The following is a 16,663-nucleotide window of genomic DNA, read 5'->3' as shown; positions in this document are numbered from 1 at the left end:
AGGAGTCAGACCCCTCCGCAACATCATAATGCGCCCCCGAGATGGAACGGCATGCATTCCGCTCTCTGGAACACAGCCCAATCTGTTAGGACTGAAAAATGGAGGCGGATACAGGGCGACATTTCTATGCAGAGAACAGGAGCCTTAGCTAGAATCTAGAGATAGCAAGGTGGAGTTCGATTTTGCCAAGCAGCCACCCAATTCGGATCTTGATCGTTGAGGACCACCCAGTATTTCGCGAGGGATTGGCGACGATTGTCGCCACCAAACACGACATGGTTCTTGTCGCCCAGGCATCGAACGCGCAAGAGGCGATCGAGAAATTCGGTATCCACCGGCCGGATATTACCCTGATGGATCTTCGTCTGCCTGGCCGCAACGGCGTCGACGCCCTGATCGCAATACGAGGCGACTTTCCCAGGGCGCGCGTGATCATGTTGACCACCTCAGACGGGGACGGTGAAATTCATGCGGCGCTCAAAGCAGGTGCGGCTGCGTACGTTGTAAAGAGCATGCCCATCGAGGAATTATTTGCTATTATTCGTTCCGTGCACGAAGGTGGCCGGCATGTTCCACCAGAAGTTGCACGGCGACTGGCCGAACACCTTGGCGACGAAAAGCTTACCACTAGGGAACTCGAAGTTCTCCGACTGATTCGAGATGGTCATCGAAACAAACAGATTGCCGATGAACTCACCATTTCGGAAACAACAGTGAATTTTCATATCAAGAACCTTGTGGACAAGCTACAGGCGAACGACCGAACCCATGCGGTCACCATCGCACTGCGCCGTGGAATTCTTCATATTTGAACTCAGGATCACTCTTCGAGGATACTGCGCCATTCCGTCTGACCCGTCCTGCGCTTCGCAACAGCAGGATGCCCTGCGGAGCTAAGGCGTCACGCATGTGTAGTTTAGCTACATATAACGCCTGCTCGCCAAGCCCTCATTCACTGCCAGACGGCAAATAAAAGAGCTCGATCTGTGAACAGACATATATCTCGTAGGTCAATTGGCCAGCGTCAGGCTTGCCATGCTTCTCACCGACCAGCGTGATTCCGTTCGATCATTGTCAGATGCAAGGGCAAGCACAGAGCCAACGGTGCATTCTCAACCCAACAAGCGCTCCCTCAACACTTAAGTCACACTCACCATGCTCGAAATATCCCCTTCATCCGTGCCACTTCTATAGTTCCTTATGGCTCCTGGGCCAGTGAAATTGTATCCAGCGGTCAAGATCGACGGCACCGTGGACGTTTGCAGGAGTGCGGAGGGAAGTCCGGCTGGATACAACTTACAGGTACCTAATTTGCTAAAGAAAAATACAGGGTCCAGACTGTTGTTCCCCGTATGTTCAGAACGCACGCCCCCATCTAGTCTTCTGGTACGGCGAATCAGTTCCCCAGCGAAGGTTGTTTTAACTTACGAATACAGTTCGACGCGACCGTTCTACTGATTCGCTCCAGGAGGGGTTACCCATGCAAGCAACCTACCAGAGTGCCGCTTCAACTGCGCATTTCCATTCAAATAGAATGCCAAAACGACAAGTCCCAGTAAACGTCAGTGTCGCGGAGCAAGCCAACCAGACCATCTACCTTATCGGTGAGAACTTACCGGTCTCCGAAGCTTCTTTCGAAATGCTCAGTGCTCTCAATGTAACGTTTCGCCGCTTTAGGTCGCCAGCGGACTATCTCAAATACGGAAAAGAGGATGAACCCGGTTGCCTCATTATCGATTTGCGACTGTCGGTCGACTCTGGCATTGATCTGCAACATCGAATTGGGCGGGAGACATGTCCCCCAATCATCTTCATCAGTAATGAGCCTGATATACAGGCTGCAGTTCGTGCCATGAAGGCAGGTGCGATCTCGATCCTTTGCGATCCGATAGATCCCGCCGCATTAGTTGCAGCAGTTCGGGAAGCACTTACACACGACCGAAAGCGGCGCTTCAGAAGAGCAGAACGCGAGAAGCTGACTCAGCGATTCTCACTCCTCACGCCAAGAGAGCGAGAAGTTCTACCGCTCATCATTGGAGGGCTCCTAAACAAACAAGCTGCATCGGTCCTTGGCATTTCAGAAGTCACGCTACAAATCCATCGAAGCCATGTAATGCGAAAAATGGAAGCTAGTTCGATCGCAGAACTCGTGAGAATAGCGATGCATCTTCGCATACCCCATTGGCGCGCAGAGAATTGCGGTTCGCAGTTTGCCATGCAGTCCAACTGTTCCTGATCGTCTTAGGCGCAACAGTTCAAAGCCACACCTCAGAAGGATGTAATCCTTCTATAGCGGAAACACATGATAGACGCAAATCCTACGAATGATTACGCTCTGAGACTGAATGATCCGGTTGTTTGTCAGTCAGAGCAGGACTGCGTATCCTCATGCTTCATCTCTCTAGAACGGTGATTGAGCGTCGATGAGGATTTCTGGTGTCAGAATGATCTGCAAGGAATCTACCAGTTAGCGAACCCCATAGCGAGATGCCCAACAATTGCACAGGAGGTTGCGGTGTTCGATCAAATGGAAAAGGAAGTAAAACGGAAGAGAGGTACTCGAATCCCACCTCTCCCCATCATGAAGGAAATGAGTCGTCGCGATGTGATCCTCGGCGGGGCGGCTGCCGTTGCCTTCATCAGCCTTCCGGCTGCAGCGCGACCAAGCGAGAGTCTACCCACAATCACTTTGGGCGCGCGCGGGGGATCTAGCAGAAATCAACTGAGCACTATGACAGCCAAAGACGGGACTCGCATTCACTTCAAGGACTGGGGCAGTGGGCAGCCCATTGTGTTCTCGCATGGATGGCCTTTAAACGCCGACGCGTGGGACGCACAGATGTTATTCCTCGCTCAACACGGCTATCGCGTGATTGCACACGACCGTCGCGGTCACGGACGCTCGGGACAGTCGCGCAACGGGAACGATCTCGATACCTACGCTGATGACCTCGCCCAGCTGCTCGAATCGCTGAATCTCAAAGATGTGATGCTAGTAGGTCATTCGACCGGTGGCGGTGAGGTTGTACGCTACATTGGGCGGCACGGCAATCAACGATTAGCAAAGCTCGTACTGATTGGCGCAATCACTCCCACGCTGATGAAGTCTGATAACAACCCTGATGGTATTCCGCGTTCTGCCTTTGATGATGTTCGTACAGCGGTCGCTACGGATCGCTCACAGTTTCTCACGGAGCTAAGTCTGCCTTTCTTTGGATACAACAAGCCAGGTGCGAAGATTTCGGATGGAGTGCGAAGTGAGTTCTGGCGCCAGGGAATGCAGGCATCCATCGATGCGACCTACGACTGCATTAAGGCCCAATCCGAAACGGATATGACACAAGATTTGAAGAAGATCAATGTGCCAACGCTGATCTTACACGGCGAGCAGGACCAGCTTGTACCCATAGCCGACACTGCGATGTTGACCGCGAAGATCATCCCGAAGGCTACGTTAAGAATCTATCAGGGCGCACCGCACGGAATGACAGTAACCATGGCAGATAGGGTTAACCAGGATCTGCTGGCATTTATCAAATCGTAGCCTTTATGGAATACGCAAGGTTGGTATCCATTGCCATTGGCGCTAGCAGTAACACATGAAACGCACCGGCTCATTTTATCAATTGGCACAGGGTCTCGCTCACAACCGCAAACAACTAAGGAGGAAAAATGACGGATTTTATAACGACGAAGGATGGAACGCAGATTTACTTCAAAGACTGGGGTAGCGGCAAGCCAGTAGTCTTCTCGCATGGATGGCCTTTGAGCGCTGACGCATGGGATGCTCAGATGTTGTTTCTTGGGCAGCGCGGGTACCGTGTTATCGCACACGATCGTCGCGGTCATGGTCGCTCAGGACAGTCATGGGGTGGCAACAATCTGGATACCTATGCCGATGATCTTGCGGAACTGATTGAAGCACTCAATCTCAACGACATTACGCTTGTAGGACATTCGACGGGCGGCGGAGAGGTGACGCGTTATGTCGGTCGGCACGGTAACAAGCGGTTGTCAAAACTAGTGTTAATTGGTGCCATACCGCCAGTGATGGTCAAGTCCGATACGAATCCAGGTGGCTTGCCAATCTCAGTCTTCGACGGGCTTCGGGCTGGTGTAGTCTCCGACCGGTCACAACTCATGAAGGATCTCAGCTTGCCCTTCTATGGTTACAACAAACCCGGTGCAAAGATTTCGGAGGGGGTTCGCGACTTCTTCTGGCTCCAGTCTATGCAGGCTTCAGTCGTCGGAACATACGACTGCATCAAAGCCTTCTCCGAAACTGACCTGAACGAAGACCTCAAGAAGATTGAAGTTCCCACTCTTATCCTGCATGGTGATCAGGACCAGATCGTGCCGATCGAAGACTCAGCGCTCCTGAGCTCGAAGATCATCAAGAACGCTACCTTGAAGATTTATCCCGGCGCGCCACACGGTATGAGCGTCACCCATGCTGATGAGGTCAACGCAGACCTGCTGGCTTTCCTCAAGTCCTGAGACAGTTGAAGCACCAGCACGCACGTTGTTATAGAGCGGCGTGCTGATTCTCATAAGAGCATAACAACCTGGAAGGAAGTATTCCTCGTGCATGACTTTTTGCGTGAAGACGATGGTTCATCACTTCGGCATTTGCGAATAGCAGCTCTATCCAAAGCGTCAAAGCTTGACCGCGTGGCAATAGGGATGTTGCGAGTTGCATTAGTGATCGTGCTTGTGTGGATTGGCGGACTGAAGTTCGTAGACTACGAAGCGGACAGTATAGTCCCACTCGTAGCGAACAGCCCACTCATGAGCTTCCTCTACCATCGACCGGCGGAATATCGAACTCACATGAACAAGGAAGGTGAGTTGAATCTTCAGCACAGGGAGTGGCACCGGCAAAACGGCACGTATGCGTTCTCGCACGGCCTGGGCGGGGTCATCATTGGGATTGGACTTCTGATCGCTTTCTACCCCATCCGGCCTGACATCTCAGCACTTGGCAGCGGCCTGCTCATCTTGATGGCCTGCACCACACTGTCGTTTCTCGTCACTACTCCGGAAGCCTGGGTGCCGGCCCTGGGAGATGCCAATCACGGCTTCCCATATCTTTCAGGTGCTGGCCGATTGATCGTCAAAGACGTCATCATGCTTGCCGCTGCTTTTGTCACGCTAGCAGATTCAGCAAAGGCAGCTCTACTTCGTAAGGCGTGAGAGGCGCGATGACTTGTTCATCTGAATCTCCAGTTTTTCTTGCGGTCATATGAGGGATGACAGTCGAGCAGTCATCAATCGCAACGTGCAAAAGTTCACACAGGACTTCCAGGAAAGGGCCGTCATCAGGCGAATGAGGAGCATCGTATGCAAACACCACGGCGTAACCTCAGATCAACCCTCGATGCTACACCAGATATCTTCGTCGGTCCTACCTCAGATTCGCCGCTACTGAAGGCAAATTTGACCACGGCTCAGATGCGAGCCGGAGGAGTGCAGGCAGAAGTGACAGTTCAATCCCTGCGGAATCAGGCGTTCCTGCTTTCAGGATCGGGAGGCAATATTCTTGTCCTTACTGGAGCTGACGGAACGCTTGTCGTCGATAGTGGCCTTGCGACATCAAGAGCTCGAATCGATAAGGTACTTCATTCCATCTCGGCCGATCCCCTACGATTCCTCATCAATACGCATTGGCACTTTGACCATACTGACGGCAACGAATGGATGCACGCAGCCGGTGCTACCGTAATCGGCCACAAGAAGACCCTCGAAAGAATGCAGCATGAGCAGTTCATCCCGGAGTTCGAGGGCATCTATCCGCCTAGTCCTGCAGGCGCACTTCCAACAGTCACATTCGAGCACCATTGGACTCTAAAAGCAAATAGACATCAGGTTGCTCTGACCCAATACACACCCGCTCATACCGACACAGACATATCCGTATTTCTGGTCGATGCCGACGTGTTGCACACCGGGGATAGTTTCTTCCCCAGGTTCTATCCCTTTATCGATTACAGCAGCGGTGGAAGCATTGATGGCATGATTGCGGCATGTCGCGAAACCCTCGCTCTCATCGGTCCATCCACCATCCTGGTAGGCGGCCATGGCCCTGCTGGGACACGCAACGATCTCCTATCTTTCCAAGAGATGCTCGTGGATGTGCGCGGTAAGATCGCGGCGCTCAAGCAGTCCGGAGCCTCCGCTCAAGAGGTTATTGCTCGAAAGCCTACGTCATTATTTGACTCAGAGTGGGGTGAAGGATTTATCTCACCAGACCTATTCACTTGGCTTGTTTATCGAGGTATTTAGTCTGGATTGGAACAACACAAGATTCGAAAGCGCCAACTTTCCCCTTAGGCCTCACACGCAACACTGGCCCATATGGCGTTGGCTAAATTGTACCGATAACTGACTAATGCAAGTACATGATAGTCAGGCGTTCTGGATACGGTTACGCTCGTCCTGTACTTGAGAGATATCAGTGCTCACGCAGCTAGTTCTCTCAACGTGTTTCGTTCATTTACTTCGAATTCGGAGGATCGGATGTCTACTCAATTCAATATCTCCCCGCGCAGCGAAAAAGGATTGTTGACTCCACATAACTGTGTACTCGTGCAGATCGACCTTCAGCCTCAGATGCTGTTTAGCGTCTCCAACTTCGACCGCCAGTCCGTTATCAATAAGAACATCATTCTCGCTAAGGCCGCTCGCATCTTCAACGTGCCAAACGTGTTGTCTACGGTTGAGACGCAAAGCTTCAGCGGCATCATGTGGCCGCAGATCCAGGCAATCTTTCCGGATCAAGAGCCGATTGAACGCACCAGCATGAACTCCTGGGACGATGCGAATTTCGTCGCTGCAGTGGCAAAGACAGGCAAGAAGAAGATCGTCATGTCCGGCCTATGGACAGAGACCTGCGTTGCACTGGCCGGCATTCAAGCCATCTATGACGGCTACGAAGTGTACGTGGTCGAAGACTGTTGCGGAGACATCAGTGAGCTATCGCATGAAAATGCGATGAAGCGACTGATCCAAGCGGGTGCAAAGCCTGTCACGGCAATCTCGGTGATGTTGGAGTGGCAACGTGATTGGGCACTGACCGAGACCTACAACGCGGTGATGGACGTAGTGAAAAACCATGGTGGCTCCTACGGCGTCGGCGTGGAGTACGCCTACACCATGCTTCATAAAGCGCCGCAGACTAAGTACCCCGAATACGTCATTCCAGGACCGACACGCAGCTAAGGTGTGCCCCTAGGAAATGAACCAGGAGGTAGAGATACCAATGCGCTCATTCATTAGAAAAAGGCTCGCCTGCAGTAAGGAAACTCTAGTGTTGGTGACGCTTCTTCTGGGCGTACAGGTCTGCGTGGCTCAGCAGGCCGCGCCCGCCAGCAAGAGCGTCGCTGTCGGACCGCAGTACGACACGACACACGTTTACGTTTCACCATCGGACCTGGACGCGTTTGTAAGCAGCTTCACGGCGACCTTTGGCGGACAGGGATCAAAGAAGGTCGTCGCCAACATCCTGCCGGTTCCCAGCAGCACGACATTTCAGTACGTCTGGACGCCAGTGGGAACGTTATCGGTATTCGCCTTCACCACTCCTATTCCCTTCCCCTTCGGGTCGGAGCGCACGGGCTACATGGTCACTGACCTGAATGAAGCTCTGGACGCAGCCAGGAGTTCAGGGGCCGAGGTACTTGTGTCACCCTTCCATGATCCGGTAGGACTTGACGCCGTCATCCAGTGGCAGGGAGGCGTCAGAACACAGCTCTACTGGCACACCACCGCTCCGTCCTATGGTCCGCTTGACACTGTTCCCGAAAATCGCGTGTATGTCTCTCCGGACCGCGCCGACGGATTTCTTCAACAGTTTCTGCAGTTCAGTCAAGGTAAACTTCTCTCCGACAATAAGAGTGCGGATGCTGGCGAAATTGGCATTCCCGGCAAGAACTTTCGACGCATCCGAATCGAATCTCCTTTTGGCAGAATGCAGATCAACGTCACTGACGGTCACATTCCTTATCCCTTCGGAAGGGAATTGACCGGATATCAGGTTGCAGATCTGGACACAACACTTGCAAAAGCTAAGGCCTCAGGCGCAAAGGTGCTCTTCGAGCCCTATCGCTCCGCCGATCGAACAACTGCGACCGTTGAATTTCCCGGCGGCTACATCGCGGAAATCCACGCCCTGAAGAAACAGTAATCACTTCGACAGGTATTGACTTGAACACTTCTCTGCACTCTCGAGCGGGGATGGAGAGTCGCGCGCTGACGCAGCTCAGCGAGGACCAGCAGTTTCCAAACAGGAGCCAATCATGACCGCCGAAACAATTCTGCATAACGGAAAAATTGCAACGAACGGATCGCCGGAATTTGTCGAAGCCGTTGCCATCCTTGATGGCAAGATCGTGGCAACCGGTAACAATAACTGCGTCCTTGCCTTCCGCGGCCCAATGACCCATATCATCGACTTGCATGGACGAACGGTGATACCTGGCCTCAACGACTCGCACATGCACCCGATTCGCGGCGGTCTCAATTACAACATGGAACTTCGCTGGGATGGTGTGCCATCGTTGGCCGATGCGCTTCGCATGCTCAAAGAGCAAGCCCAGCACACCTCGCCCCCACAATGGGTGCGCGTCGTGGGTGGGTGGACTGAGTTTCAATTTGCCGAGCGCCGCATGCCAACTCTTGCGGAAATTAACGAAGCCTCTCCAGATGTCCCCGTTTTTGTACTTCACCTCTACGACCGCGCGTGGCTGAATGCCGCCGCTCTGCGGGCCATCGGCTATACCAAAAACACGCCTCCATTTCCTGCAGGTGAGATCGAATACGACGGTGCCGGAAATCCGACCGGACTAATCATAGCTAAGCCCAACGCCACCGTCCTCTACTCTACGTTGGCACGCGGTCCCAAGCTTAACCACGAAGATCAGCTCAACTCATCCCGCCTGTTCATGCGCGAGTTAAATCGCTTCGGCATCACCAGCGCGGTCGACGCCGGAGGCGGTTTCCAGAATTACCCCGATGACTACGATGTCATCAATGAATTACACCGGAAAGGCGAGATGACCATTCGTCTCGCCTACAATCTCTTCACTCAGAAGCCAAAGCAGGAGATCACCGACTTTCAACGCTGGACAGGCATGGTCAAGCCGGGCCAGGGAGATGATTACTTCCGCGTGAATGGGGCCGGCGAGATGCTTGTTTTCTCTGCAGCGGACTTTGAAGACTTTCTCCAGCCACGTATGGAAGTCCCCGCCGTGATGGAAGAAGAACTTGAAGTCGTCATTCGTCATCTCGTCGAGAATCGTTGGCCTTTCCGCCTCCATGCAACATATGACGAGACGGTTTCCCATGCTCTCAATGTGTATGAGCGCGTCAATCGGGACACTCCCTTCGACGGTCTTCATTGGTTTTTCGATCATTGCGAAACCGCCTCGGATCGCAATCTGGAAAGAATCAAGGCTCTGGGCGGCGGCATCGCAGTCCAAAACCGCATGGCGTTCCAGGGTGAATACTTTGTCGATCGCTATGGCAAGCAAAAGGCCGAGCGCACACCACCCATCCGTAAGATGCTCGACCTTGGCATTCCCGTTGGCGCAGGCACAGACGCAACGCGCGTTTCGAGTTACAACCCCTTCCTCTCCCTCTATTGGCTAATCACCGGAAAGACCATTGGTGGGCTCAGTCTTTACGCACAAGACAACCGCATGAGTCGCGCCGAAGCGCTTAGGCTCTACACTGTGGGATCAAGTTGGTTCTCATCGGAAGATGGCAAGAAGGGCGCCATTGAAGTTGGGCAACTCGCCGATCTCGCCGCACTTTCGGCGGACTTCTTCACCATCCCCGACGAAGAAATTCGAAATCTCGAATCAATACTTACGATTGTCGGCGGCCAGGTGGTCCACGCCAGCGATGAGTTCACATACCTTGCGCCACCTTCTCTACCCGTGAGCCCCGACTGGTCCCCGGTCAAGACTTATGGCGGCTACGCAAAAGGCGATCTCTATCGCTCCGCGGCGCATGCGCGCGTCCAGCAGCCTGTCGCGGCACCGGCCCACCAACATTGCTACGTCCAGAGTGAGGAAGGAGTCTGGAGCCTCGGCTGTGACTGCTTCGCCTTTTGATGCCAGCCCATTGTGAGGAGCTGCAGATCCTTAGACCACAATGTTTGTCTTTCGGATACCCCCACTTAATGAGGAGTCGAAACAAGTATGAAGCACGTCCGCATACACGCTGATCGTACGAGAAGGTACTTGTCCCTAGGTGGGACGTGCTTTCTGCTGATGTGGACTTTGATTGACACTCGCCCCCTGCGGGCACAGATTGGATCAACAATCGACACAGTCCCTGAAGCCAAAGTAGATCGCAGCTACAAGATCCTGCGCGAAAATGAAGACTGGAGTTTCTTGAGAGATAGGAGCCTGCACGGGGATGAGTGGGATCCAATCAAATACATACCTTTTCGGTCTGAGGGTTCTGATCGTTACATCTCCGTCGGCGGTGAGGCTCGGGAAGTATGGGAGCACATCGGCAACGACAACTTCGGCCAGTCCCCGTCTTGGAATGGATACCTGAACGAGCGCTATATGCTGCACGCCGATATGCATTTCGGACCGCATTATCGTGCATTCCTCCAGTTCAAGAGCGGTATCGAAGATTTCCGAATGGGTGGCCCACGGATTATCGACGAGAAGAGGCTCGACTTTCTCGCCGCGTATCTTGAAGTTGGTACACGAGGCGAAGGAGAGAAGACCAACTTCATCAAGCTTCGAGTTGGGCGGCAGGAATTAAACTACGGCTCCGGTCGCCTGGTCTCGGTTCGCGAAGGCCCAAATGTGCGACAGAGTTTCGACGGCGTCAAGATACGGAGCAAAATCGATACCTGGAACATCGACGGATGGTTGGTAAGACCAGACCTCGACAAGCCTGGTTTTTTCGACAATGCCCCAAATCATGCCACCGAGTTCTGGGGCATCTACACATCCCATCCGATCACCCCGGCCGTCTACTTGGATGCTTACTATCTAGGGCTCAATCGCCAGTCTGCAACATTCAATCGAGGCTCCGGCCATGAGATGCGACACACTCTAAGTTTTAGGCTGTGGAATCCACCTAAAACAAGAGTGCGAGGCTGGGATTTCGATGATGAAGCAGTGTGGCAATTTGGCAGTTTTGCCAACGGAGGCATCGACGCATGGACAGTCGCCACCGATACCGGATACAGCTTGCCTGACGCACCGCTGAAGCCTCGCTTCAGTCTCAAGGCCGACATCTCCAGTGGCGACAATCCGAACCGTAAATCTCTGGGAACCTTCAATCCGGTTTTTCCACTAGGCAATTACTTCGGCGTTCTAGCTACTACAGGTCCGGGGCCAGTCAACTTTATCGATCTTCACCCACGCTTACAAACCGCGTTCCCGCACGGCGTTACTGTCTCCTGCGATTGGGTTGTGCAGTGGCGCGAAAGTCTCCTGGACGGAATCTATACAGTCCCGGGTACACTTCTCCGTCGCGCCGGCAACAGTCGCGCCCGCTTTGTTGGCCATCGTCCAGGTATTGAGGCGCGATGGCAGATCACCCGCCATGCATGGGCGCAGGCAGACTATGGCATCTTTTACGCTGGCCAGTTTCTTAAAGATACAAAACCCGGTAAGAACCTCAATTACTGGGCCTTATGGACTGGCTACAAGTTTTAGGAGACACCAATGGCTCAATCCTCGAAGACTGTCATCATAGCCGCTCGGATCCTCGTCGCTCTTGTGTTTCTCATCAATGGGCTAGGCATAATCGACCAGAGCGAGGCTCTCCGCGAATTGATTCAACGGGGGTGCCCTGACGCAGTAGCAGCAGTTCTGCTGCTATTTGGAAGAACTATCGAGATTGTCGCAGGCTGTGCGTTGGCGCTGGGGATGTACCCACGCATTGCAGCAGCGGGGCTCATCCTGTTTCTCGTTCCGGCCACCTGGGTCGGGCATCCCTTCTGGCTCCTTGCAGGAGCCCCAACCTACATTCCCCAGCTCATCAACTTTTTCAAGAACATCGCTATGCTAGGTGGGCTTCTCTTCGTCGCATCGATCGACAATCAGCCCACACTTCTCAATCTACGTAATAAGCCGTCCGTGCCGCGACAGACCAGCATGCGGATCGGTGACGAGAGCAATACGAGAAGATAGCCTCTGTATGGCTTCATGCTGTCTGCCTGACCACTATGCTGGATGGATCATTGACCGGGCGTAGGTTAAACCCATTCCATATCCGCCACCATTGGACTCAACGATCGCGCGGGCATCCTCGTAAGTGTCGTGGCGGGTCCAGTCGCGTTGAAACTCCAACAGCACCTGAACCCAGCTTGTGAGCCTGGCACCCGCCCACTCCATACGTCGTAGAGCAAATTCGTGACCTGCCTGAGTCAGACCACCACAAGAGTCTCCAACGACAAAAACCTCGAATCCTTCCTTCAGCGCCGATAACACGGGAAAAGATACACAAGCCTCCGTGAGCAGTCCCGCAACGATCAGTCGCTTTCTTCCGGTAGCGACAATTGCATCACGAGCCGGTGCATCCTCCCACACATTCATGTTCTTGCGCTCAATGGGGCTAACGCCTGGGAGGGCAGCCTGCAGAGTAGGAAACATCGGTCCACTGTAGACCCGTGAAGCTGAAGTCGAAGCCACGACCGGCACATGAAAAGCTAGAGCCGTTTTGGCGAGTGCGATGGCATTGTTCAATACAGCCTGTCTAGACATCGACTCCACACCAAAACCGAGACCAGCCTGGAAGTCAACCAGTAGCAGCACGCAGTCACTTGGCTTGAGCAAGGTATCCGGTCCGTTCATCTCTCCTCCTTCAGCCCTTATATTCAGTATCAAGCGAGTTGTATGTTAAGTACGCCGCCCGTGACGATTTGCAACATCAGAGGTATCATTCCGTAATCCTCTATCGCACCGCCATCATGTATTTCTATTACATCGTCTCAAGTCGTCCGCAGTTTCCACGCCATTTCCACAATCCTCTAGGGCAGCTGTATCCTTTCCATTGGAAATAGATCAAGAGAACTTCTAGAGATGGATGATGCCGCGTCGGATGGCGATTGTCACTGCGGCAGTCCGGTCGCTTGCGTCCAGCTTCTCCATGATGCGTTTGATGTGAGCCTTCACGGTCTCTTCAGAGATGAGGAGTAGTTTCCCTATTTCGCGATTGCCATTACCTTGGGCAACTTGCTTCAATACATCGATCTCACGCTCGCTCAGGTTCTCAGTGCTGAAATGCTCTGCAAACGACTTCCCGATCTCAGGCGCAACGCGCTTCTTTCCTGCGTGGACTTGACGGATGGCCTCTACCAATTCATTCGGTGGCATTGTCTTCAGTAAGTATCCAAAAGCTCCTGCCTGAAGTGCTCGTCTGGCCTCAGCATCGCCCTCAAAAGTCGTAAGTATGATGATCTTTGAATTTGGAAATTCTGCGCGAATTGCGCTCATCGCTTCGACTCCATTGATATCTGGAAGTCTAAGGTCCATCAGCGTTACATCTGGCCTAAACTCACGGAAGAGCTCTATCGAATTTCTGCCGCCCGAGGCCTGGCCAACAAGTTCCAAATCTGCTTGACTTCGGATCACAGTCGCAATGCCCTCTCGGATAAGTGGATGATCGTCAACCGTCAAAACCCGGATGAGTCTTGTACTCGTCATTTTGTTTCGCTCCCGCTCTCGTTGTGCTCCCCGCTCGATATATCTCTGCCTAAGAACCAGAGGAAGGTTCTTCGTAGTCTAGGTTGAAATACAACCCGCCCGGGGACCACCAACTCAACAACTGTCCCTGACATAGACCTCGTTACGAGTGTAAGCTTGGCTCCAATTCCCTGTGCGCGCTCGCGCATGCCCTTCAGACCCCAATGCCCATCCTTCCCATGGTTCACAATCTGTTCATCGATGCCTATTCCATCGTCACAGACCAATAAATGGAAGCGATGCCATGTGAATTTCAACCGCACCTCGACAGTCGACGCTCCAGAGTGACGAAAGGCATTTACAACTGCCTCTCGGGCTACACAATAAATCTCGTCGCGGATTGCCGGGTGCATCGGTTGCCATGGGCCTTCCGATGTTACTTGATACGCTAGATCCTGGTGAAGTCCACAAACCTCTGGTATCGAATTAAGTGCCTGTTGCAAATCTAGGTTCTTGGGACCGCTGGAGCGCAGTCCATTGAGAGTTGTCCGGCCCTCTTGCGTAACCTGTCCCATCAACTCCAACGATCTTTGGAGCAGGGACCTTGCGTTTGAATTTTCGGGGATCTCATGGGTGGCAACATGGACAAGCATAGAAGAACTGATAAAGCCCTGGAGAAGGGTATCGTGCAGATCTTGTGCGATACGGGTCCGCTCAGCCAGACGCTCTTCAAATCGAAGATTTAATCGTCGAGTCATCAGCTGCATTCGACGCAGATAGAAAAGCCACCCTGCCAGTATCAGCGTCAGGACACTCAATAACTGAAACCACCATGCCTGCCAGAATGCAGGCTCAATCCTAAAAGGGAAGCTGATCTCCGATTCATTCCATACACCATCGCTGTTCGCAGTCTTCAAGTGAAATCGGTAGGTGCCGTAACCTAACTTTGTGTAAATCACTTGGCGTGTATCAATGGGAGAACTCCAATCATGATCGTATCCATCGAGCCGGTATCGATACCGAACTCGATCAGGCACGGCAAGGCTCAACCCCACAAAGCGAATCACGATTTGCTGAGGAAACGGCGGGATCCGCACACCGTCCTCGAGCGCTCGCTGATTCCCGTCAACTGAAAGTCCCTCTATGTGAGGAATCGCGGGAGCGTCATTATTGTCCGCACGAATTGGATCCACCATTGCGACGCCACGACTAATAGAAAACCATACGCGGCCTCGATGGTCTGTCACCACGGTACGTTCACCCTTCACACCATCTGTTCCGGGCAGGCCGTCGACGGGGCCGTATTTACGAAGATCTCCCGAATTGAGCACGCCACTTAGGACGGCGCTTCGCCTAACTTTGAAAATGTGATTCAATGTGCTCATCCATAGATAGCCGCCTGGTCCTTCCGCGATGCCGAAGATTGCTTCATGAAGAAGTGGCTCCGACTCTACCGCAACCATGACATGATTCGAAGTGAGAAACGCCAACCCATGCGCCGTACCTATCCAAAGAACTCCAGCGGAATCCATTCGAACAGTACTCACTTCGTTCGACGGCAATCCATCTCTTTCGGTCAGAGTCTTCCAATGGCCATTCGTATACGCAGTGAGCCCACTGGAGGTGCCAAACCAAAGCGTTCCATCTGCACCTTGATCGATGGAAGATATGGTGTTCGAGCCAAGACCATCGGCAGCAGTAAATGTCTCAAACTTACCTTGCTTCAAGCGAGAGACCCCAGCACTGAATGTCCCTGCCCAAATCGCTCCATCTTGACTCATGAAGACCGAGGAAACGCTGTTTTGCGCCAGTCCTTGCGCGTGCGTGTAAGTGGTGGCAACATATCCCTTACCGTGTGCGGTTAGGTGGGTCAGGCCAGTTTGCCTCTGTCCAAGCCATATTTCCTCCCCCTTCCCTGCAATCGAATAGATAGTGTCGCTCTTGAAGTCCCGCGCATGGACTCGGTCAACACGACCGTTCTCAATTCGATAGAGACCACCATCCGAACCTGCGACCCAAGTACGATTTCCTCCATCTACATAGATGGGCCCGTTGCTGTCTGGCGGGAAACCCTCTGCCTTCGAGAAGGTGGAAAATGCACCGTCGCGCATCCGTTCCAAGCCAAAGGAATCCCCGATCCAAAGGTTCCCATCGCGGTCCTCAAAAATCACCGTAATCGCCCTGCCAGACTCGTCGGGGACACTGTCCACCAACAACGGGTTTCCCGACGTTAGCCGAAACAGACCACTCGCAGTGCCTACCCAGATATTCGAGTTTCGATCTTGCGCGAGAGATAACACCTGAACATGACTCAAAGATTTGAACGGTCCCTGGGAAGCAATCTTCGATCCGTCCCAGAAGATCAACCCGCTGTCGGTACCGATCCATAATCCGCCATTCGCCACAGGGAGCAAGGTGTTGATCTTGTTGTCGAGAACACCAGTCTTTACCGGTGTAATCTTTCCCTGATCCTCATAAAACAATCCTTCTTCAAAGCTTCCAATCCATATCTTGCCGTCAGTAGTCTCTGCGACTGATCGTGGTACTACTGTCGGCATTGGCCCACCTACCGGCGTCCCCGCTTCAATTCTGCCGTGTCTGTAACGAAGAATATTCACCCCGGCAGTTGCCATCAGCAAACCGCCGTCCTGTGCACGGGAGACAGCGACAATTCTGGCGTCCGGAAATCCCGAATTGGAGATCGTATCCATCAAAGCGTGGTCTCGATATTGCAGCAGCCGCCTGCTTTCGTCTTCGAGCCAGAGGTTCCCATCCCGATCCGTAAGCAATGTTTGAAATGCGGAGACCGCTCGATCGGCCGGATTTAATTGCTCAAAGGTCTGGAAAGTAAATCCATCAAATCGAACGAGGGCGTTACTCGTGGCAATCCATAAATATCCATCTTCAGCCTGGGCAATAGCGTTCACACGACCGGCGGGGAAGCCGTTGCTAGTCATCCATCGATCGCGCATATATTGCGACGCTCTTCGATTCGGATCCAGTGCTCT

Annotated in this window: 14 protein-coding genes; 11 read left to right on the top strand and 3 right to left on the bottom strand. The window is 53.0% G+C overall.

The features are described from left to right. Positions 1-182 precede the first annotated feature (182 nt). From AC5S27_RS05120 to AC5S27_RS05070, 11 genes are all read left to right on the top strand, one after another. Complete coding sequence (locus AC5S27_RS05120) at positions 183-812, top strand: response regulator (RefSeq protein WP_493933491.1); 630 nt, start codon at positions 183-185, stop codon at positions 810-812. A 668-nt stretch (positions 813-1,480) separates the two neighbouring features. After that, the gene (locus AC5S27_RS05115) at positions 1,481-2,236 is read left to right on the top strand and encodes a response regulator transcription factor (RefSeq protein ID WP_493933490.1); all 756 of its coding nucleotides are present in this window, start codon (positions 1,481-1,483) and stop codon (positions 2,234-2,236) included. A 177-nt stretch (positions 2,237-2,413) separates the two neighbouring features. Further along, the gene (locus AC5S27_RS05110) at positions 2,414-3,544 is read left to right on the top strand and encodes an alpha/beta fold hydrolase (protein WP_493933489.1); all 1,131 of its coding nucleotides are present in this window, start codon (positions 2,414-2,416) and stop codon (positions 3,542-3,544) included. Between the two features lie 128 nt (positions 3,545-3,672). Next, positions 3,673-4,497: an alpha/beta fold hydrolase gene (locus tag AC5S27_RS05105; protein WP_493933488.1), complete on the top strand. Its 825-nt coding sequence runs from the start codon at positions 3,673-3,675 to the stop codon at positions 4,495-4,497. Positions 4,498-4,584: 87 nt separating this feature from the next. Continuing rightward, entirely contained in the window at positions 4,585-5,193 is a 609-nt protein-coding gene (locus tag AC5S27_RS05100) for a DUF417 family protein (protein ID WP_493933487.1), read from the top strand. Between the two features lie 147 nt (positions 5,194-5,340). Beyond that, complete coding sequence (locus AC5S27_RS05095; protein WP_493933486.1) at positions 5,341-6,282, top strand: MBL fold metallo-hydrolase; 942 nt, start codon at positions 5,341-5,343, stop codon at positions 6,280-6,282. 234 nt (positions 6,283-6,516) lie between these two features. Next, positions 6,517-7,218 (top strand): hydrolase, encoded by a 702-nt coding sequence (locus tag AC5S27_RS05090; protein ID WP_493933485.1) that lies wholly within the window; start codon positions 6,517-6,519, stop codon positions 7,216-7,218. 94 nt (positions 7,219-7,312) lie between these two features. Next, the gene (locus AC5S27_RS05085) at positions 7,313-8,182 is read left to right on the top strand and encodes a glyoxalase (protein ID WP_493933484.1); all 870 of its coding nucleotides are present in this window, start codon (positions 7,313-7,315) and stop codon (positions 8,180-8,182) included. Between the two features lie 112 nt (positions 8,183-8,294). After that, positions 8,295-10,112 carry an amidohydrolase gene (locus AC5S27_RS05080; RefSeq protein WP_493933483.1) on the top strand — a complete coding sequence of 606 codons (1,818 nt, stop codon included), beginning with the start codon at positions 8,295-8,297 and terminating at the stop codon, positions 10,110-10,112. Positions 10,113-10,199: 87 nt separating this feature from the next. Continuing rightward, a complete protein-coding gene (locus tag AC5S27_RS05075; RefSeq protein ID WP_493933482.1) occupies positions 10,200-11,684 on the top strand; it encodes an alginate export family protein in 1,485 nt (494 codons plus the stop codon). Between the two features lie 9 nt (positions 11,685-11,693). Next, entirely contained in the window at positions 11,694-12,161 is a 468-nt protein-coding gene (locus tag AC5S27_RS05070; RefSeq protein ID WP_493933481.1) for a DoxX family protein, read from the top strand. 33 nt (positions 12,162-12,194) lie between these two features. Here AC5S27_RS05070 and AC5S27_RS05065 read toward each other — a convergent pair whose 3' ends face one another. The 3 genes from AC5S27_RS05065 to AC5S27_RS05055 form a co-directional block, all read right to left on the bottom strand. Continuing rightward, on the bottom strand, positions 12,195-12,824 hold the full coding sequence (locus AC5S27_RS05065; protein ID WP_493933480.1) for a hydrolase: 630 nt from the start codon (positions 12,822-12,824) through the stop codon (positions 12,195-12,197). A gap of 222 nt (positions 12,825-13,046) precedes the next feature. Next, on the bottom strand, positions 13,047-13,676 hold the full coding sequence (locus AC5S27_RS05060) for a response regulator (RefSeq protein ID WP_493933479.1): 630 nt from the start codon (positions 13,674-13,676) through the stop codon (positions 13,047-13,049). Further along, complete coding sequence (locus tag AC5S27_RS05055) at positions 13,673-16,627, bottom strand: sensor histidine kinase (RefSeq protein ID WP_493933478.1); 2,955 nt, start codon at positions 16,625-16,627, stop codon at positions 13,673-13,675. The genes AC5S27_RS05060 and AC5S27_RS05055 overlap by 4 nt, the downstream gene beginning before the upstream one ends. Positions 16,628-16,663: the final 36 nt, after the last annotated feature.

The organism is Acidicapsa borealis, assembly GCF_059115245.1.
This window is presented reverse-complemented; position numbering and strand designations above follow the sequence as displayed.